The organism is Sphingorhabdus buctiana (assembly GCF_042680825.1).
Classification (GTDB): domain Bacteria; phylum Pseudomonadota; class Alphaproteobacteria; order Sphingomonadales; family Sphingomonadaceae; genus Sphingorhabdus_B; species Sphingorhabdus_B buctiana.
This window is the reverse complement of sequence record NZ_JBHUEL010000007.1, coordinates 18,564-38,921: the sequence shown is the minus strand read 5'-3', so window position 1 is coordinate 38,921 and position 20,358 is coordinate 18,564. Positions and strand designations below refer to the sequence as shown.

Annotated in this window: 13 protein-coding genes; 3 read left to right on the top strand and 10 right to left on the bottom strand. The window is 57.8% G+C overall.

Going from position 1 to position 20,358, the window contains the following annotated elements; genetic code table 11:
- Nucleotides 1-40 precede the first annotated feature (40 nt).
- The 7 genes from gspF to ACFSAG_RS07275 all read right to left on the bottom strand — a co-directional run bounded on the left by gspF (nt 41) and on the right by ACFSAG_RS07275 (nt 10,851).
- Nucleotides 41-1,264: a type II secretion system inner membrane protein GspF gene (gene gspF / locus ACFSAG_RS07305; protein WP_381512964.1), complete on the bottom strand. Its 1,224-nt coding sequence runs from the start codon at nt 1,262-1,264 to the stop codon at nt 41-43.
- A complete protein-coding gene (gene gspE / locus ACFSAG_RS07300) occupies nt 1,257-2,789 on the bottom strand; it encodes a type II secretion system ATPase GspE (protein ID WP_381512962.1) in 1,533 nt (510 codons plus the stop codon). The genes gspF and gspE overlap by 8 nt, the downstream gene beginning before the upstream one ends.
- Nucleotides 2,786-4,951, bottom strand: a complete 2,166-nt coding sequence (gene gspD / locus ACFSAG_RS07295) for a type II secretion system secretin GspD (protein WP_381512959.1) — start codon at nt 4,949-4,951, stop codon at nt 2,786-2,788. Before gspD ends, gspE begins: the two co-directional genes overlap by 4 nt.
- Nucleotides 4,951-5,724 (bottom strand): type II secretion system protein N, encoded by a 774-nt coding sequence (locus ACFSAG_RS07290; protein WP_381512956.1) that lies wholly within the window; start codon nt 5,722-5,724, stop codon nt 4,951-4,953. The genes gspD and ACFSAG_RS07290 overlap by 1 nt, the downstream gene beginning before the upstream one ends.
- Nucleotides 5,725-5,902: 178 nt before the next feature.
- The gene (locus ACFSAG_RS07285) at nt 5,903-8,617 is read right to left on the bottom strand and encodes a TonB-dependent receptor domain-containing protein (protein ID WP_381512953.1); all 2,715 of its coding nucleotides are present in this window, start codon (nt 8,615-8,617) and stop codon (nt 5,903-5,905) included.
- Nucleotides 8,618-8,697: 80 nt separating this feature from the next.
- On the bottom strand, nt 8,698-10,269 hold the full coding sequence (locus tag ACFSAG_RS07280) for a hypothetical protein (RefSeq protein WP_374612058.1): 1,572 nt from the start codon (nt 10,267-10,269) through the stop codon (nt 8,698-8,700).
- Nucleotides 10,270-10,482: 213 nt separating this feature from the next.
- Nucleotides 10,483-10,851 carry a hypothetical protein gene (locus ACFSAG_RS07275; protein ID WP_381512950.1) on the bottom strand — a complete coding sequence of 123 codons (369 nt, stop codon included), beginning with the start codon at nt 10,849-10,851 and terminating at the stop codon, nt 10,483-10,485.
- A gap of 406 nt (nt 10,852-11,257) precedes the next feature.
- Between ACFSAG_RS07275 and ACFSAG_RS07270 the strand changes: the two genes are divergently transcribed.
- The 3 genes from ACFSAG_RS07270 to ACFSAG_RS07260 are packed head-to-tail and all read left to right on the top strand — an operon-like array spanning nt 11,258 to nt 17,666.
- On the top strand, nt 11,258-13,342 hold the full coding sequence (locus ACFSAG_RS07270; protein WP_381512947.1) for an autotransporter assembly complex protein TamA: 2,085 nt from the start codon (nt 11,258-11,260) through the stop codon (nt 13,340-13,342).
- The gene (locus ACFSAG_RS07265; protein WP_381512944.1) at nt 13,342-17,493 is read left to right on the top strand and encodes a translocation/assembly module TamB domain-containing protein; all 4,152 of its coding nucleotides are present in this window, start codon (nt 13,342-13,344) and stop codon (nt 17,491-17,493) included. The genes ACFSAG_RS07270 and ACFSAG_RS07265 overlap by 1 nt, the downstream gene beginning before the upstream one ends.
- Complete coding sequence (locus ACFSAG_RS07260) at nt 17,493-17,666, top strand: hypothetical protein (RefSeq protein WP_374612051.1); 174 nt, start codon at nt 17,493-17,495, stop codon at nt 17,664-17,666. The genes ACFSAG_RS07265 and ACFSAG_RS07260 overlap by 1 nt, the downstream gene beginning before the upstream one ends.
- A 16-nt stretch (nt 17,667-17,682) precedes the next feature.
- Here the strand turns inward: ACFSAG_RS07260 and ribB are convergent, their stop codons facing one another.
- The 3 genes from ribB to glpD are packed head-to-tail and all read right to left on the bottom strand — an operon-like array spanning nt 17,683 to nt 20,356.
- Nucleotides 17,683-18,303, bottom strand: coding sequence for a 3,4-dihydroxy-2-butanone-4-phosphate synthase (gene ribB, locus ACFSAG_RS07255; RefSeq protein WP_374612049.1), 621 nt, complete (start codon nt 18,301-18,303; stop codon nt 17,683-17,685).
- Complete coding sequence (locus tag ACFSAG_RS07250) at nt 18,300-18,878, bottom strand: NADPH-dependent FMN reductase (protein ID WP_374612047.1); 579 nt, start codon at nt 18,876-18,878, stop codon at nt 18,300-18,302. The genes ribB and ACFSAG_RS07250 overlap by 4 nt, the downstream gene beginning before the upstream one ends.
- Complete coding sequence (glpD, locus tag ACFSAG_RS07245) at nt 18,875-20,356, bottom strand: glycerol-3-phosphate dehydrogenase (RefSeq protein ID WP_381512939.1); 1,482 nt, start codon at nt 20,354-20,356, stop codon at nt 18,875-18,877. The genes ACFSAG_RS07250 and glpD overlap by 4 nt, the downstream gene beginning before the upstream one ends.
- Nucleotides 20,357-20,358: the final 2 nt, after the last annotated feature.

The window sequence follows — 20,358 nt, the reverse complement described above, 5'->3', positions numbered from 1 at the left end:
TCGGTGAACAGGTTCCAAAGGAGTTTGCGTGAAATCATGGTCATAGCCCCGCAAGATTTTGCAGTTGGAGGATGGGAAGGAGGATGGAAAGTATGATGACAGCGACAACGCCGCCCATCACCACAATGATCAGTGGTTCCAGCAGAGACAGCGCCGTTGTGGTGAAATTGTCGAATTCGCGCTCCAGATAATCAGCTGCACGTTCGAGCATCAATTCGAGCTGGCCCGCGCTTTCACCGCTCGCCGTCAGATATACCAGTAAAGGTGGAAACACGCCCGATGCGCGCATCGCTCCCGAGAGGCTACCGCCGCTGCGCACCTGGTCGATCATCTGGTCATTCGCCAAACGAAGCGCCCGATTTCCCACCGTATCCCGCGTCAATCGCAGACCATCAAGCAGCGGCAACCGGCTCGACACCATCGTCGACAGCGTCCGCGCCAGACGAGCCGCGTTAAGGTCGCGAATGAGGCGGCCGAGAAATGGAGTGCGGAGCAGGAATGTGTCGAAACGCAAGCGAAGCGGTTCCCGGCGCAGGGCCGCAGTCGCCGCAACCAAGACCAGTACAATAGCCAGCAGGATCGCCCACCAATAGCTTGCAAGGAAGGACGATAGCCCGATCACAATGCGGGTGATCGCTGGCAATTGCTGGTTCACATCATCAAACTGTTCAACAACCCGCGGGACGACCGAAATCATCAGCCCTGACACGACGAGCAGCGCTACCAAGGTCAATATGATCGGGTAAGCCAGCGCAGAAAGCAGCTTGCTGTTGATCGCCGCGCGCCGTTCAAGGAGGTTTGCCAGCCGCTGCAATATTTCCGGCAAGGCACCCGAGCTTTCCCCTGCCGATACCATCGCGCGATACATGGGCGGGAAGCTCGCCTCTTCGCGACGCATTGCTTCCGACAATCGCTGTCCCTCTACGATGCCTGAATGCACATTGCCCAAGATTGCCCGGGTGGCCGAAGATTCGGTCTGCAGGCTTGCCGTGCGCAATGCCTCTTCCAGTGGGGAGACCTGTACGAGCGATGAGAGCTGCCGGGTAAACAAAGTCAATTGCTTCAGACCAAGCTTGCTAGGGCGCTGGAGGAATTTTGGTAGGCTGGCTGTAGCCGTTGCTTTGGGGGGCGCAGGCTCAATGGCAACGACGTGCAAACGCTGCCGAACCAAACGCTCATGCACAATCTGGTCGTTGGCAGCAGAGATGCGTCCGCGCTTTTCTCGGCCCTCAACGTCAATCGCGCGCCATGCAAAATCAGGCATCGGTCGGTGCCTCTGAACGCATGATACGAACGGCCTCTTCGGCAGTTGTTTCCCCGTCGCGTACAAGCCGCCGTGCCGCTGCGGCAAGGTTGGGGCTGTTCGCAAAAACATGGCGCGCGATGATCGCTTCATCGCCGCCATTGCCGATATAGCGACGCACTGTGTCGTCGATCTTGATCGCTTCGAAAACGCCTATGCGGCCCTGATAGCCGGTGTGCCCGCATTTATCGCATCCAACAGGACGGTGGATCACGCTTCCGGCATCCAGCCCCAGCAGCGCCGCCGCGCCGGCCTCTGCCTGCACCGGCTCACGGCAATCGGGGCATAGCCTGCGCACAAGCCTCTGCGCGATCACGGCGCGCAGGGTCGATGCCAGCAGAAAAGGTTCGATTTTAAAATCGCGCATGCGGGTAATTGCGCCAATGGCGTCATTGGTATGCACGGTGGACAGCACGAGATGTCCGGTCAATGCGGCCTGAACGGCAATTTCAGCTGTTTCGCGGTCGCGAATTTCGCCGACCATCACCACATCCGGATCCTGGCGCAGGATCGCGCGCAAACCGGCAGCGAATGTCATCCCGACCTTTGCATTGACCTGTGTTTGGCCGACGCCTTCAAACGCATATTCGACCGGGTCTTCCACCGTCAGGATGTTGCGTTTGCCGTCATTCAATTGCTTCAGACAAGCATAGAGCGTCGTTGTCTTGCCCGATCCCGTGGGGCCGGTGACGAGGATGATGCCATTGGGTTCTGCAAGTGCACTGGATATGACTGAACGTGCATTGTCCGACATGCCGAGCAGGTCGAGCGAAATGAATGCATTGTCCTTGTCGAGAATGCGCAGCACCACGCGTTCGCCAGCACGGCTTGGAAGCGTGGAAACCCGGACATCCACTTGCTTGCCGCCCAATGTCAGGCTGATGCGACCATCCTGCGGCACGCGCCGTTCTGCGATATCGAGGCGCGCCATAACCTTGATACGGCTGACCACGACCGGCGCCACATGGGGTGGCATTCGCAGCCGTTCCTGAAGCACCCCATCTTGCCGCATGCGAACTACCAGCCCGGTTTCATAAGGCTCAATGTGAATGTCGGACGCTCCTTGTCGGATCGCTTCGGTGATAATGCCGTTGATCAACCGTATGACTGGCGCGTCATCCGCGCTGTCGAGCAAATCATCGGCGCTGGGGAGCCCCGATACCAATAGGTCATCGTCAGCATTGCCGGCCTGAAGCGAACCCGCAACCGTCGCAGCCGAACCGTCGATTGCGTAATGGTCCGACAGAAAGCGGTCGAATTCAGCGGGCTCTGCAAGTTCAACGTCAAACGGAAGAGCAAGATAGCGCCGAACCTCGAGCAGATCTGCCGGATCGGCACCCTTGCGCATCGCTATTTTAAGCCGACCACTTTCGTGCTGGAGCAGAACGATGCCCCGGTTCTTGGCGAAGGCATAAGGCAAATCGAGAAGTATTCTTCCGGTATCAGCGGCCGGTTCGATTGCGACATCTGCACGCTCACCACTCATGGCTTGACCTCGGATTCAGGCAGCACCTCTATGTTGCCATCGTCAGGGCGCGAGCGATCGGTCGAAGCACCGACTAGGGTATCACCTGGTGCCAAAGTCGGCGCAACCGGGATGGGCGCACCCATGTAATCACGAAACAACTGGTCGATCGACGGTTCAAGGTCGGGGTTTCGTTCAAGCTGCAGGCCGCGCACATAATCATAACGGCGTGCAGTATGAATATCGCCATCTGCCCTGCTGCGGATCACGGTGGGGCGAATGAACACGGTAAGATTGGTCTTACGACGTGTGCGGCTTTTCGATTTAAACAATTCTCCCAAGAGCGGGATATCGGAAAGCAGTGGGATTTTCTCTATAGTGCGCCGCTCGTCGTCATTCAGCAGGCCGCCAATTGCAAGGATCTGGCCGTCGCCAACCGTCAGGGTGGTTTCGAATTCACGTTTGTTGAAGATTAAATCCGACGAACGGTTGGAAACCGGGCCTGCAACGCTCGAAACTTCCTGTCGGACAAAAAGCTTCACCTCTCCTTGCTGATTAACCTGAGGCATTACCTCGAGCTTGATACCGACTTCCTTACGCTGCACCGTTCGGAACGCATTGTCGAAGTTATCTGACAACGCTTCGCCCGTGGTGATGGGCACATCCTGTCCGACGAGGAATTTCGCCTTTTGGTTGTTGAGCGTCACAATGTGCGGCGTTGCGAGGATGTTGGATTCGGTATCGTTCTGAACTGCATTGATAATCGCGCCGAAAATTGCGTCCTTGCCTATGTCGAGCGCGATGCCACCAAAGCCGCCTGTCGCGTTCAGGATCGATTGGGCCGCAGCCTGCTGCAGGCTGTCGCCCAGCGGACTTCTTTGAGTTGTTGTTGTCGTATTGCCATTTACCGTGGTCGTTTCTCGGGCGAGTTCTTCCGCCGCGATAGCGCCTCCGATAGTCAGAATGCTGGGTACCGCGTTCGAATAATTGGTTGCCGCAAATGGAATATTCTCACCGCCCAGCAGGAATTGGACGCCCAGGCGCTTGGCAGCATCATTGCCGATCTCGACTACGATAGCCTCAACCAGAACTTGCTGCGGACGCGAGTCGAGTTGCCGAATAAGTTCGCCGAGCATTTTTTGCATATCTGCGCTCGCAGCGATGATGATTGCGTTCGTGCCTTCATAACGGCTGACTACCACCTTGCCGCGACCACCCAATGCGATCGCAGACCCGGTGACGGCAACTGGTGCGGCCGATGTCGCCGCCGGCGAAGCGCCCGCTGCTGCTGATGCAGGAGGTGTTACCGCTGATGCCGCTTGATTGGCCCCGGGCGACGATGTGCCTTCCCCAATCAGCGACTGGATCGTGGGAAGCAAGGTTTCTGCATTGGCATATTCGAGCTGGTAAACCCGGATTTCAGCTCCCGATTCTGCGCGTTTGTCGAGTTCTTTTGCCATTGCGGCAAAGCGCGAGACCGATGTCGGATCGCCGCGCAGGGCAATGGCGTTGCTTGAATCGATTGGAACGACGGTTACCGGTGGGCGCGCACCTTCGCCTGCAACCCCCTGGCCTGCCAAACCTTGTAAGGCGCTGGCGATTTCACGCGCGCCAGCATTATCGAGTGCGACGATTTGGGTTGCCGCACTGTCGCGGTCAATTTGCACGACAAGATCACGTATGCGCCGTATGTTGTCAGCATAATCAGCGACCACCAAACTGTTCGCATTGCGGTTGGCAGTGAGCGAGCCCTCGCGGCTTACAAGCGGTCTCAATGTTTCGACCGCTGACGAAGCGTCGATCGATTTTAGCCTGAAAACTTCGGTCACAAACTGGCTACCCAGAGCTGTCTTCGAACCGACGCGTGTCGGCTGGGTTGCTGCTCCTTCGGCTTGCTGGATGCGATAGCCACCGCCTCGAAGCGGGATGGCGACCAAACCATTGGCACGCAGTGTCGACAGAAAGACTTCGAAATATTCAGAGCGGCTCAAGGAGCGATCGGTGACAACAGACACTTTTCCCTGGACACGGCTGTCGACGATGAAGGTCTGCCCGGTCACGCGCGCTGCATCTTGGACAAATGCGCGGATATCTGCGTCGCGCACGTTCAATACATGTTGCGCTTGGAGCGAAGTGGCCACCAGCATGGCAGCGAGTGAAAGGGTAAGGATGCTCTTTTTCATTATTGTTCCAGAACCAAGGCGACAGGCAGTTTTTGTCCGCCGCGTTCGATTTCGAGTGACAGGCGCGCGCCCGGGCGAATTTGGGCGGCAAGTTCGGCGGCGGCGGTGACGGGACGGCCATTTACGGAGACAATGATGTCTCCTTTTTGCAGCCCCGCTAGCCGCATCATGGTTCCGTCATCCTTGGCAGACACCACCAATCCCGTGGTTTTTCCGCCTTCATTGCGAGGGGCCAGATTTACTGATTGTTGCAGCGTCTGAGCATTGAGCTGTGCGCTGGAATCGTTCGATGCAGGTTCAGGCGCGATTGGTTGCGGTGTTACATTTTCGGCAGGAACTGACTGGTCGATGAACAGCTTTTCCAGCACGCCATTGTTGCTGATCACGACATGGTCGAACGCCACCGAATGCAGAACGGCTCCCGGCATGATGGTTTCACCGACTGACCAACTGCTCTGGACGCCATCCGCACCGGCGATGATCGCCGATCCCCCACCCGAGGCTTCATTGGTGCGAATTCCAAATAGCGTAAGCGGAAGCGACGTGACGACTTCGGAACCGGAAGCAGCCTGTTGCGATCTGAAAAAGGGATCGAAGCTGCTGAAAAGTGCAGGACGCTCGGAAGCGGGAACGATGTCTACGGCAGTTTGCTTCCAATCGCCTATAGGGGCTACAGGGGTAAGGATCGTCCAAGTCAGCCGCGCAGCTTGAACGGCGACGAAGACCATGGCCAAAGCGATCAGGACATCGCCAGACGAAACGCCTCGCACCATTTTACTAAACGGCGATACGACCCTTTTTGCAACTTCACCGTACATCGCATTTCCCTGTTTCGAGTCGGCGTTACGCTTATCGAAAGTCAGTTCGATGACATATAGGTTTCAGTTTGATGACAGTCGAACACTGGATGCGAACGCTTGGAAACATCAGCGTTCGCATCCCAAAAAAGGATCAGAACTCTACGTCAATCCCCAAGCTGAATGAACGACCAGGCTTGTACAGGTTGTAGAAAATCCGGTTCTGTCCGCTTTCCTGAAATTCGCGATATTTTGTACCCGTCAAATTACGCGCTTCGAATTTGAGTTCGAATTCCTTGCCACCGATCTTGATGCCCTGGCGAGCGACGAAATCAAGTTCGAACCCGGGGCGCTCGACAATATCGGGCTGGTTGGCAGCACCGCGACTGGTCACGCGATCCGATGCATAGTTCAGCAACAGTGTCTGTGCCGAAAGGCTGTCGGTATCTTCTAGTCCGATTTGCAGATTGACCAGATGGTCCGACTGCCCCGTCAACGGCGCACCATCGCGGAAGAAGTCGGAAGCATTGGTGGATGACGCAGCAAAAACCGCGACCGGATCACCCGGCTTCACGCTGATTTTCGATTTTGAGAAGGTGTAGTTGGCAATAGCCACAAGTCGCCGAGTCGAGAAGAAACCTGACTCGGACAGACCTGACAGATCGAAATATTTCTGCACCTCAAGTTCGGCACCATAAAGTTTTGCCTGCGGCGCATTTGCGAAACTGGTGACGACGCTGTTGTCGTTAAAGCTGGAATATGCTTCGATCGGCTTGTCGATCTTCTTGAAAAAGCCTGCGACCGAAAGCCGCTGGTCGCGATCGAAATACCATTCATAACGGGCTTCGGCGTTGTACAGCTGGCTATCTGTCAGCAATGGGTTGCCACGATATTGCCGGTTGCTGTCCGGATCGAAGAAGGTCTGGTAAATGAGCTCGCGGAATTGAGGGCGGGCGATGGTCTTTGAGCCGCTGATGCGCAATTGCATCTGGTCAGCCAGCTCCCAGGTCAGGGTTGCGGCAGGCAACCAATATTTGTTGTTCAACGAAGTCGATGCGAGGACTGCCGTCGGAGTCGTAAACACCGGCACAGCTTCCACCGATTGCTTCGCTGCCTCGTAACGTACGCCGATGTTCAGATTGATTTCAGGCGTAATGTAGGCGCGAATTTGGCCGTAAGCCGCATTGTTCACCAGCTTGGCATCGAAAATCGGATTGGCTTCATTGGTATCGATAAGACCGATGTCGTAGAAATTGATCACATCGGGCTGGAGAAGGTAATCCGGGCGGAACAGGGCCACGGCCGTCGGGAAAGTGGTCGGTGCGGTAAACAGGAAGTCCCGCTTTTCCGTACGTCGGGCAGTATCCGTATAGGAATAACCGACCGTAGCGGTAACATCAGGAGTCACATTGTACGAAAGATCGAGGCCGCCGGACCAGAGATTCTCGTTCAGGTCCGAATAGCTGATTTCAGCACTGCCCTGCTGGCCGTTGTTGAGGCGATTGATGAAATACTCGCCATAGGGGTCGGTCGCGACATTGCTTCGAAAATATTCAAAGCTGAGTTCACCCGGCGCTTCCCGCTGCGAATTGGCAAATGCGAGGCGCACGTCGAGCTTGACCTCATCCGCCAAACGGAATTCTCCGACGAATTGCGATGTTACCAACTGGCGTTCGAACCAGCCCGTATCCTGCTGCTGCAAGGTCGCTATGGGCGATGTCGTCTGGCGGGTGCCCACACCAAGGCGGGTCTGTTTGATGGTGTCGCGTATGAACACATTGGTCCAGCGCAGTTTCTGGTCACCCGCTTCAATGCCAAAGCCGACCATGGCATTGGCGACTATGCGGTTGTCCGTGAGAACGCGGCGGAAATCGAGTTCCTTTTGCGACAGGTCGACCGACGAGGCGGTTTGCTGGATGGTGTCGCGGGTGCGCCATTTGTTGCTGTAACCTGCCGAGGCAAGAATGCCGAGCGTGGCATCGTCGCCAATTTCAAAGCTTGTTCCGCCAGACAGGCTCAACGATCCGTTTGCTGGCAAATGCTTGTTACGTTGGATCACGCCGTTACGACCGTTGACCAATTCCGACGCGATTGCCTGTGTATCGACGCCACCTTCACTGATGCGAAGGCCGCTGTTCAAATAGGCGCTCAAGGCTGGCGGAACAGCGCGATTGTCATTGGTAAAACCGGTCCAATCAAGCGAACTGCCATAATGGGTATAGCCCAGCTGGTTCGTGGTTTCGCTGTTGCCGCTGATGCTGCCCCCAACGCTGAAGAACGATTCTTCGGGGATAGCCTTGGTTGTGAGGTTGATCACACCGCCACCAAATTCGCCAGGGAAGTTGGCCGAATAAGACTTTTGGACCAGCGACGAGGCGATCAAACTTGTCGGGAACAGGTCGAGCGGGACAACGCGGCGGAGCGGCTCGGGGCTGGGTAGGGGTGAACCATTGAGCAGCGCGAGTGAATAGCGATCGCCCAAGCCGCGAACATACACATAGCCATTGCCGACAACGCTAAGACCCGTAACGCGGCCAAGCGCACCCGCAATATCGCCTTCGCCCGTGCGCGCAATATCTGCAGAGGAAAGCAGCGAGACAACTTGTGGCGCCGCTTTCTCGACATTCTGCAACCTGCGGCCCTGAACGACGATTTCCCCGCCGGGGATAGAAACGTCGATACCTTCATCCGGTGCTTCTTCGGTGACTGCCGAACCATCGGTGGCAGCTTCCACCGGTTGCTCCGTCGCGCCCTCTTCGGCAACACCAGCTTCGGCTGGCTCTTCAACGGCCTGCGCCAACGCCAGTGACGGTGTGACGAGTGCGGATGTCACAAGCAGGAGGCTCAAGCGCCCTAAAGGCTTCAACATTGCAATTCCCTTATCCCCGATTGGAAAAAGGGGTGAGGTGCAGCCTGTGGCACACCTCACCCCGTTCAGCTTTGATTGCTTCAGAACGTCGGAAGCGAGGTGCAAAGACCCGTGTTGCCCGTGCCAAAGTCGGCAGTGGCGCTGTTGCAGGTCCAGGTGCGGTACCAAGTATCATTGGCGTCGCGTACGGCACCGATATAAGTCACTGCGTCGAAGAAGGACGACAGGCTCGTCGGGTTGAAGGCCGAAATCGCGGTTTCAGCGGCGCCGTTGATGAACAGCGAGCTGAACGACGGGGTGAAGGCATCATTGTTGTTGTTCGAACCCGAACCGAAAATCGCCTGAACCTGCGCTTCGGTCACGCCGTTACGACCCGAATATTTGGTCGCGCCACACTGCATTGCGACCGAACGGAAGATGGGTGAACCCACTTCGTCAATCGCCGCATCGGCAGTCAGCGAGGCCGTTTGCGGGCGGCTGATGGCAAGGCAAGTTGTGTTCGGTGCCGAGACCACACCATTCACCAGTGCATAATCGGTACCGCCACGCAGCAGGATCGAGGCCTGGTTGCCCGGCGTAGCACGCTGGAAGAAAGTGAAGTTCGAGATGCGGGTGTTCTGACGCGGCGTATTGCCATCAAGGGCATTATCCGAGTCTGCTTCAATGATCGAGTCACCGGCAGCCGATCGCTGGACAGCGATGACATACTGGAAGTTGGCTTTGACGCCGACGTCGGTGTCGATGCTGTCGTCTTCGGCGCCGACAGAGATGAAATACTTCATGTTGACGTTGCCGCCGAAGAATTCCGCGCCATCATCCGAGCTGTTGAACACCTGGATGTTGTTGAGGGTAGTACCCGATCCGACGCCGCCGGTGGTGAGAGCTTGCAATTCGCTGTTGCCCGAAAGCACGAAGCCCGAGTAGCGGATTTGGACAAAGCTCATACGGCCGCTGTTGTCGGCAGGGTTGGCACCACCATAAAGAGCCGGATCAACAGCGCCTTCGACCTGGCGTTCACACGCAGCCGTGCCCGGCGTTGCAGCAGGTGCGGCGCAATCGGTAACCGGTGCGCGACCGGACAGCACAACACCGCCCCATTGACCGCTTGAATTGTCGGTGTTGAGGCCAAGGACATTGTCCCGGCTGGTAAAGATGATCGGAAGCGCAGCCGTGCCAACAGCATTAATACGGTTGCCACGATTGACGTGGAGCCACGAAACGCCGGTGCCACCGAATACAATCACGCCCGGTTCGATGGTAAGCGTTACGACGTTGTTCGTCGAAGCCGCACCCTGGTCAGTACCAACGTCTACACGGCCACCGAGGCGATAGAGAAGACCTGCAACCTTGGGCAAGGTCGAACTGACATTGATACGCGCAGGCAGCGTACAAACGCGATACGTGCCGGTCGGGCCAGTGATCGTTCCCGAGTCAGTCAAACCTTGCGGGTCAGCGATTGTTGGGCAACCGCCAGCAGGAGTCACAGCGGCAGGCGGCGGTGGGGGCGGCGGGGGTGGCGGGGGCGGAGCCGGATTGTTGATTGTGATGTTTCCGCCGGTACCCGGCGAAGCAATGTCATCAGCGCCGCAACCAGCCAGCATACTGGCCGCTGCTGTTACATAAACAATCCCACGCAACTTTGGGTCTATCATCCTGATTCTCCGCAATAAACTTTGCCTATGGCAGGCATTAAGACATGCGGGCGCAAATCAAAAAGGGCCCCCACCGGTCTTCGGTGAAGGCCCATAAATGATCGATGTGACTCTATTGTTCGAAGTTGAAGACAGTTCGATGAACAATCTATTGCAGTTTCGTTACAAGGCCATCATTGGCCCGCGCAACACTGCCTTACTTCACCAAATGAATTATTGTCCGAGCGATTTCAGAGCAAGCGCTGCAACCTTGCGCGAGTTCATGATCTGGCCGTTGGAAAGCACCAGATCGAATTCCTCCTTGCAGTTTGCAGCAGCAAGAAATGCCTGCCGCGCTTTTTCCTTGTCTCCGAGGCGCGCATGGGCACGGCCAAGGTTGATCAGGCGCGCGGGATCGTTGGGCGCGGTGGATTTGTCGGTCAATATTTGATTGAGTGCACGATGGTTGTCATTCGCCATCAACGCCTCAAATCCGAGTGAGCCCCGCTCATAACCAATCTCAGCATTCTGAGATTGCGCATAAGTTGCCGACGACATACCCATCGCGGCCACCAGTGCGGCGCTTAGAATGAGATGTTTCATCACGATTCTCCTCTCCAGATCGATGATTGTTACATTATCATTACACCAATGGATCGAGAAGAAATTATTTTCTGGTTCTTTCTAAAATACAGAGATTACATTATAAAAATGCGTAAGTGAAAGCCATGGTGCATTATCATGTCTTTTATATTACTCTTATTTGACGTTAATATGACAAGTAATATGTTGTTGGTGTCTTACAGACTCGCCATGCTGAAAGCCGTCGCAAGTGCTGTTGCGCGTTCAAGGGGTCACATGTTCGAGTGATCCAGGCGCACCATTTATCTTCAACATCGGGCCAACATTGCCGCTTACATTCCGCCAACGACTGTTTTTTCGTCTGGTCGGAAACTGTCACCCCAAAAAATGGGAACCTATTTGTTTTAAGCAAGCTATAGAGCCCATCATGGGCGCGCGTTGTTCCAAGTTGAATGCAATCTTGCTGTGCGGAATTGCCCAATTGCCCATTGCGGCCTTTGCTGCGCAGCCGATTATCGATGACAAGTCATTCGAAGAGGCGCTGCCCCAATTGGATGCACCGCCGATGGAAAGCATCGAGGAGTGGCAAAAGGCACAGGATGCGAGGGAGCAGGCCGAGGCGCCCCGCGCTGAGGCCGATGAACTGCTTGCCGAGCCGTCCGCGACCGATCCTTTGCTCGATGCGCCGATGCCACCGATTGAAACTTTCGACGCCGAACCACCGCCCTCGCCTACCCAAGGCAACGATGCCGAGCAGCAATCGATGCGCTATGCCTATCGTATCGAAGGTTTGGCGGGAGATGGTGAGTTTGCCGAACTGTTCCGTCGCATCCGGCAACGCTTTGCAGAGCTTTCCGCGCTCGACGATGGCGATGGCCGGGCGGAAAACCGTTCAGGCATTCAGGCGCGGGCACGCCAAGACCGCCAGTTGTTGCTCGATATCCTCTCCGGCGAAGGCTTTTTCGATGCAACTGTGGACCTTTCTGTCGATCGCTCCGGCGAGCAAGCCCAGCCTGTCACTCTTGTACTGAACGTCGTCACCGGCAAACGATACCGGCTGGGCACCATCGCATTCGCGGCCGCTCCTGTGGAGCCGGTCGACCTGATCGCAAGCAATTTTGCACCCAAGACCGGCGACCCGATCATCGCCGATGAAATCGTCGGTGCGGAAGCGAATGTTTCGATCAAGCTGCCCGAAAATGGCTATCCTTTTGCCAAGATCGGCCAGCGCGATATCCTGCTCGACGGCGAATTGGGCACGGGTGATTACACCTTGCCGATCGAAACCGGCCCGCGCAGCTATTTCGGAACGATAATAACAGAAGGCAAAACAGCCTTTAGCGCCAATCATATCGAGGTCCTGCGAAGGTTTAAAACCGGCGATCTGTATGACGCGCGCAAGGTTGACGATCTGCAGGCGGCGCTGGTCGCAACCGGCCTTTTGTCGACCGTTTCGGTCGAGCCGGTAGCCAGCAACGAAACAGCAGCCGATGGCACGCCTTATGCGAACCTCCTTGTCCGGCAAGAGGCGGGGCCGCCGCGCACCATTGCCGCCAGTGCCGGCTATAGCACCGGACAAGGTCTTCGCGCCGAGGGGAGCTGGACGCACCGCAACCTCTTCCCCCCCGAAGGTGCGCTGGCAGCCAATCTGGTTTTGGGCACACAGGAGCAGGCGGCGAGCGTCAGCTTCCAGCGCTCGAATGCCGGCAAGCGCGACCGCAATATCGAGATCACATTGTCGGCTTTGCGAAATGACTATGATGCCTTCGACGCGCTGACAGGTCGACTGGCGGGCATATTGTCCTATGTCTCAACCCCGATCTGGCAGAAGAAGTTCACCTACAGCTTCGGGTTTGAACTGCTGGGAACTTACGAAAGATCATATAATTTCGGGCGCAATTTGCGCGATCGGCAGCTTTACTATGTCGGCGCGCTGCCCGTGCAAGCCGGTTTTGATACGTCTAACGATCTTTTAAACCCGACAAAGGGTTTTCGCCTGAACCTGCGCATATCCCCTGAGACTTCGTTGGGCGACGGATCGCGGGTCTACGTGCGGACGTTACTCGACGGCAGCTATTACAAGGCGTTCAATGAAAGCTTTGTCCTTGCCGCCCGCGCCCGCATTGGATCTATCAATGGCACATCGCGCAATTCCCTCCCCCCCTCACGCCGCTATTATGGCGGCGGCGGTGGATCGGTACGCGGCTTTGGTTACCAGCAGCTGGGACCGCGCGACCCCAACAATGATCCGATAGGCGGTCGCAGCCTGAACGAGTTTGCGATCGAGGGGCGGTACCGTTTCGGAAATTTCGGCGTGGTCGGTTTCGTCGATGCCGGGCAGGTCTATGAAAGCAGCCTGCCCAAATTTGATGACTGGCGATTTGGCGCAGGCATTGGCGGGCGGTTCTACACCAATTTCGGGCCGATGCGGGTCGACGTCGCGACACCGATCAACCGGCGCCCGGGCGAATCCCGTATCGCCTTTTACGTATCATTGGGGCAGGCGTTTTGATGGTCGCGCGGCGGATCGGCCTGTGGGCTGGCAGCTTGCTTGCCCTGCTGCTGTTATTGCTGGCGGGGCTTTATGTCTGGCTCGATACCCAATCGGGTCACAAATTTGTCGCGAAGCAGGTTGCCGCCTATGAGTTTGAAAATGGCCTCAATGTGCGCATCGGGCGGATCGAGGGGTCGTTGTACAGCGATGCCATATTGCGCGACGTCCGCGTCCGTGACCCCAAAGGAGACTTTGCGACCGTGCCCGAGGCGCGTCTCGATTGGCGGCCTTTCGCTTATCTCGGGGGCATTGTTGATATCAGGCAGTTGACCGCGCGCGAAATGCGCGTCGCCCGGCTACCGGCGTTTCGCGACGTGCCGGACAGGGGTGAACCCCTGCTCCCCGATCTGGATATACGCATCGACCGGCTGGCGATCGATCGGCTGGTCTTCTCCAAATCGATTACCGGCACGGAGCAGGTTGCGAGTCTCTCGGGCAAGGCGCGCATTGCCGACAGGCGCGCGGTTATCGACGCCACCGGCGGGTCGCTGAAGGGCGACCGGCTGGTACTGAAACTTGATGCCGTTCCCGATGACAATCGTTTCGACATGGCGCTCAACCTCGATGCGCCTATGGGGGGCTTGGTGGCCGGGCTAGCTGGCTTAGAAGCACCGATAAGGGCTTCGTTGAACGGCAAAGGCAGCTGGACAAAATGGGATGGCGCGTTGACCGGAACGGTTGGCGACCAGAACCTTGCGGATATCAAACTGGCGGCGCGCGAGGGCCTGTTCACCGCCAAAGGCAATGCGCAACCTGCGCTCATCCTCGGGGATGGATTGCTCGGTAATGCACTGTCGCCAAGTGCTGCTATCGATCTTGCTGCCACTTTCGAGAAGCGCGCCGCTCAGATCAAAGGCAGTCTGGCATCGTCGGCTTTGACGCTGACCGCAGAAGGCGAAATCGATATGGGCGAGGCCGAGTATCACGACCTCGCGCTCGATATCCGCCTGCTTCGCCCTGCGGCCCTAGCACGCAATGTCAGCGGCAACGATGTGCGCGCAGAGGCTTTGCTCAACGGCAATTTCGCAACCCCCACCATTGCCTACAAGATTGCAGCCGCGCGGCTGGCGTTCGACGACACCGCGCTTGAAGGGCTGACCGCAAGCGGCGAGGCGCGCGGCGATGCAGACAGGATGCGGATACCCGTCAGCGCACGCGCGCTTCGCATTTCGGGGGTGAGTGCGGCGGCAGGCGGGTTGCTGACCAATGTCCGTTTGGATGGCGATCTGGCCTATGCCAACCAGCGCATCCTTTCGGATAATCTTCGAATCCGGTCGGACCGGATACAGGCCACTGCAATCCTTGTCGGTGACATGGCGAACGGGATTTATACCGGTGGCATTAATGGCAACGTCAACGGCTATCGCATTGAATCGGTCGGCATGTTCAACATTGATGCCGATGTCGATCTTGAAAGTCGCGGATCGGGTTACAGCCTTGATGGCACCATCCGCGCGCGATCGACCCGGTTGTTCAGCCCCGGGGTTGAAAACTTCCTCGGCGGGCAGATGCTGGTCAATGCCGGGATACGATATGGCACCGATGGCGTGCTCCGCATCGTCAGAGCCACCGCCATCGCACCGCAGTTCCGACTCAACCATGGGTCTGGAACCTATAGCGGTGATAGCGGGCGTGTGGTCTTCAACGGCAGCGGCTTTTCCGAACGATACGGGCCTGTCGCTGTTGCATTGACCGGAACATTCGATCGCCCTGTTGCAAGGGTGACGGCATCGCGCCCCGGTTTTGGTGTCGGCCTTTCGGATGTCGTCGCGCTGGTCGTGCGCAGCAGGCGTGGCTATGCAATCAGCCTGACGGGCACCACCGATTACGGCCCGATCAGCGGTGATCTCAATGTCCTTTCGGGGAACGGCCCGCTGACCATCGACGTGATGCGTGGAAATTTCGCCGGTGTGGCGTTGACAGGGCAGTTGCAGCAGACACGCGCAGGCCCCTTTGCCGGGACATTGGCCGGTCTTGGCGCGGGATTCGATGGCACCGTCACGCTGCTCGCCGAAGGGCAGTATCAGCGCGCGCAGGTACGCGGAATTGCTGCAAATGCTGAATTGTCGGGAACGCAGAGGCTCGCGATAGGGCGCGGGATAATCGACGCCGACATCACCCTCTACGACCAGCCACAAATCATCGCCGATGTGCAGGTTGAGAATGCCGTGATCGATTCCACCAGCCTTGCATTGGCGCGCGCCAAGATCAATTATCGAGGGGGCAGCGGCACTGCCCAATTGGTCGCCGAAGGACGCAGTCAGGTGCCTTTCCGGATCGCCGCCAACGCCGAACTGTCACCCCGCTTGTGGCGCCTTGCAGCGAAAGGGCGCGCGAACAGCATCGATTTTGAGACTGCCCAGCCGCTGCAGATTATTCCGGGACGAAGCGATTACCAGATCCTGCCTGCGACCATCAATATCGGCAATGGCACCATGCGCTTGGCGGGGCGTTATGGCGACGGTATTGAGCTGCAATCACGGCTGCAGGAGGTGAGCCTCGCGGTCGTCAATCCGATGCTGCCGGGACTGGGGCTGGGTGGCCGGGTAACCGGCAGCATCGATTGGTATCAACCCTCATTCGCAGCATTTCCAAAGGCCGATGCGCGATTGGAAATCACACGCTTCACACGGACCAGTCTTGGGGCGGCATCCCAGCCTGTCGAGATCAGCCTTGTGGCACGCTTGCTGCCCGAAGGCGGTGATGCCCGGGCGGTCATCCGCCGCCGCGGCGCTGCCGTGGGGCGGGTGCAAATCGATCTCAAACCCTTGCCTGCGGACGAAGCGGACTGGGTCACGCGCCTGCTCGCCGCACCACTGGGCGGCGGAATCCGGTACAATGGCCCTGCGGACACATTATTCTCGCTCGCGGCGCTGCCCGACCAAAGCCTGTCTGGAAACATCGGCGTCGCAGCCGACTTTGCCGGTCGCGCGCAAGAGCCGCAGCTCACTGGCGTGGTGCGCGCCAATGACCTTGTTTACGAAAATGACATTTACGGAACGCGGCTTACCCTGTTGCGGGTGCGCGGGCAGTTCACCAACGACCAACTGAACGTTACCGAACTGAGCGCACGCGCAGGGCAAGGCACGATAACCGGGCAGGGCTTTGTCAATTTGAGCTCCGCAAAAGGCTTTCCAGTCCAGCTTAACCTCGACTTGAAACAGGCGCGCATCGCGCGAAGCGATACCGTCGCCGCCGCAGCCACCGGTACTATCAGCGTCACCAATACGCCCGATGGCGATGCCTTGATCAGCGGCACATTGCGGCTGCCCGAAACGCGGTACAAGATTGTTCGACAAGGCGCGGCCCAGATAACGACGTTGACCGGCATTCGCCGCAAGACGCCATCAAGGCTGCGGGTTTCGGGGGATGCCGATCCCATCAAGTCGCTGCCAAGCAATTGGAAACTCGATGTCCGTCTGATTGCCAATGATGATTTGCACGTCACCGGCATGGGCCTCGATTCCAAATGGAGCGCCGATTTGCGCGTCACGGGCACCACAGACGCACCGCGAATAGCTGGAGAGATGAACCTGGTACGCGGCACGCTGGATTTTGCCGGACGATCATTCGAGATCGAGGATGGGCGGCTGGCCTTCAATGGCGCGGCAACCAATCCGTCGCTGCGCGTTTCAGCCGGCAGCACCGTCGATGGCACGAGGGTGCGGGTGAACATTTCGGGCACCGGCAACAATCCCCAGATCAGCTTCGCCTCTACACCGACTTTGCCGCAAGACGAGATATTGGCGCGCATATTGTTTGGCAATTCTGCAACCGAACTGACCGCAGTGCAGGCCGTGCAGCTGGCGGCTTCGCTCAATAATCTGCGCGGTGGCGGCGGTGGATTGAACCCGCTGGGCGTGTTGCAATCGGCGGCGGGTATTGACCGGCTGCGTATCCTGGAAGCAGATGAAACCACTGGTCGCGGAGCATCCGTTGCACTTGGCCAGTATATCACCAACGAGGTGTATATCGAAATCGTCACCGACGCCCGCGGCTATACCGCGAGCCAGATCGAGATCAGTTTGACTCCGGCCCTGTCATTGTTGAGCCAGATCAGTTCATTCGGCACATCCAATGTCGGCGTCCGCTACAGGAAAGATTATTGATGCGCATATTCTTGGCCATGGCGGCGCTAAGCACTTTGACAGGATGTCAGAGGGATTTCGACGATCAATATGCCGAAACCGAACAAAAGCTGAAAGCGCAGGCCGAACAGCTGGACAACGAAATGGCGAAGGAAGCTGCCAAGGAAAGCAATCGGGCTGGCGAAAACCGCTAATACGACTGCTGCTATATCAGCGGGCGGACATTTCGATATTTGCACCCAGTTCTTTGAGCAGGTCGTCGATATCTGCGATTTTGAGATCATAGCGTTCGACCAGTTCGCGGATATCATTCAGCCGGGCCATCTCCCCATCGTCGCGCATGATCGAACAGATTACGGCTGCATCGCCGCACCCCGCCAGACGGCACAGGTCGATCGAAGCCTCGGTCGCCGCCTGCCGTTCCGCCGTGCCACCTTCGACCGCGATGAGCGGAAATACATGGCCGGGCGAAACCAGATCGTCGCTATTGGCGCCTTCTGCAACCGCGACCTCGATCGTCTTCGCGCGATCAGCAGCTGAAATCCCCGTCGTCACATCAGCACGCGCCTCGATCGAACGGCCAAAGGGTCGGCCCGACTGCCTTTCGCTACCGGGATTGATCAGGCTGATGCCGAGCTTCACCGCACGGGCGGGGGTCAATGTCAGGCAGATAAGTCCGCGGCCGTGGCGTGCCATGAAATTGATCGCCTCGGGCGTGACATGCTTGGCTGCCATGGCGAAATCGATATCACCGCGACGCAACCGGTCGCCAGTGATGACGATGATTTCGCCTTTGCGCAGCGCTTCGAGAGCTGGCTGGAGGCTGCTCATGCCTTGCCTCCCAAAGTCGAAGCAAAGCTGCGCGCACCCTGGACCACCTGCTTGCCGACAATATCAAGCTGCATCGAAACCCGGTCGTCGAGGCACTCACCATCGGGCGAAAACAGGTCTGGATAGGTCCGCACCGTGGCGCCCATCGGCGTGGGCCAGCCGCGCAATGCATGAACGATGCTGCGCAGCGTCTGCATCGTGCTCATGCTCGCCTGGTCGCCAAAGGCGGTGGCAATCAGGCCGACGGCACGGCCATCCAGATAGGGCCGGTCGTCCTTGGATAGGTCTTCGAGATAATCGAGCGCATTCTTCACCAGCCCGGATATGGTGCCATGGTAACCCGGCGCAGCGATGATGATGCCATCAGCCTCGCGAACGGCTTCGACCATCTCGGCACCATCCTCTGCCCGGTGCGCGGAGCTGCGATAATGCGGGAGAGCGGCGAGATATTCGCCGCCGAACAGCTTCACCTCGGCACCTTCTGCCTCGGCAACAGCGAGCGCCGTGCGCAGCGCCATCTCGGTCGAACTACCGGGGTTGATCGTTCCGCCAATGGCGACAATTTTGGGGCTCATGGGGCGACGACCTTTCGTAAGTGGTTTTCGAGCTGCAATTGCTCTTGTTGATTCATGCGCAGGCCCAGCTTGCCACGTCGCCACAAAACGTCTTCGGCGGTGCGGGCCCATTCGTTGTGGACCAGATAATCGACCTCGCGCTCGGTAAGGCCATGGCCAAAATGCTGCCCGCAATCAGCGAGCGATTGGGCATCGCCGAAAATCGCATAACAATCGAGACCATAGCTTTTGAACAGGCGGTCTGCCCAGTCAGATTCGAGGAAGGGATAGGCCTGACGAAACCGTTCCTGCTCAGCAGCAATGGCATCGATTTTGAAATTTCCGCCCGGTAGTGTCTTTGTCGCCGTCCAGCGTTGGTTCTTCGGAAAAGGCAACCGCGTCGCCAGCAGGTCGACCGCTTCTTCGGCGAGGTGCCGGTAAGTGGTGATCTTGCCCCCGAATATATTGAGGATCGGCGCGCCGTCGCCAGCTTCGCTCAGGTCGAGGCGATAGCCGCGGGTGGCAGCTTCGGGCTTGCCAGAGCCGTCATCGACCAGCGGCCGCACCCCGGCAAAAGCCCAGACTACATCTTCCGGCCGCACCGGCGTGCGGAAGAAATGGCTCGCCCCTTCGCAGAGATAGGCGATTTCCTCGGCACTGGCTTCAACCCGATCGAGCCCGGCATGATGATCAGCATCAGTGGTGCCGATCAGGGTGAAATCATGCTCATAGGGAATGGCAAAAAAGATGCGGCCATCGGGCAACTGGAAAAAATAGGGATAAGGATGGTCGAAAATCTTTCGCACCACGATGTGCGATCCGCGGACCAGCCGCATGGCATATTCGGCCTTGTCCGGGCTTTTGCTGATGACGTTCAGCACCGCAGGCCCCGCCGCATTGACGATCGCCTTTGACTGGAATGAACGTCCGCCAGCTTCGATCAGCCAATGATCATCCTCGCGGATCAAACGCGTCACCGGGCAGCGGGTAAGCACCTCTGCACCATTTTGCGCTGCATCGCGGGCATTCAAAACCACCAGCCGCGCATCATCAACCCAGCAGTCCGAATAGACGAAAGCATGGACGAATTCAGGCTTGAGCGGCACGCCCGCAGGATGCCGGGCAAGCTTGACGCTTTCGGTTGCGGGCAGACGCTTGCGCGCACCCAGATGGTCGTAAAGAAACAGCCCCAGCCGCAACAGCCAGCGCGGGCGCAGGCCCTTAACGTGCGGCAAGACAAAACGCATCGGCCAGATGATGTGCGGGGCTATGGCCCAGAGCACTTCGCGCTCGGTCAGCGATTCGCGCACCAACGCAAATTCATAATGCTCCAGATAGCGCAGCCCACCGTGGATCAGCTTGCTCGAAGCCGAAGACGTTCCGTTCGCAAGATCCTTGGCCTCGAGAAGGAGAACGCGTGCGCCGCGCCCTGCTGCGTCACGAGCGATGCCGCAACCATTGACCCCACCGCCAATGACCGCAACATCAAACATCTCCATTG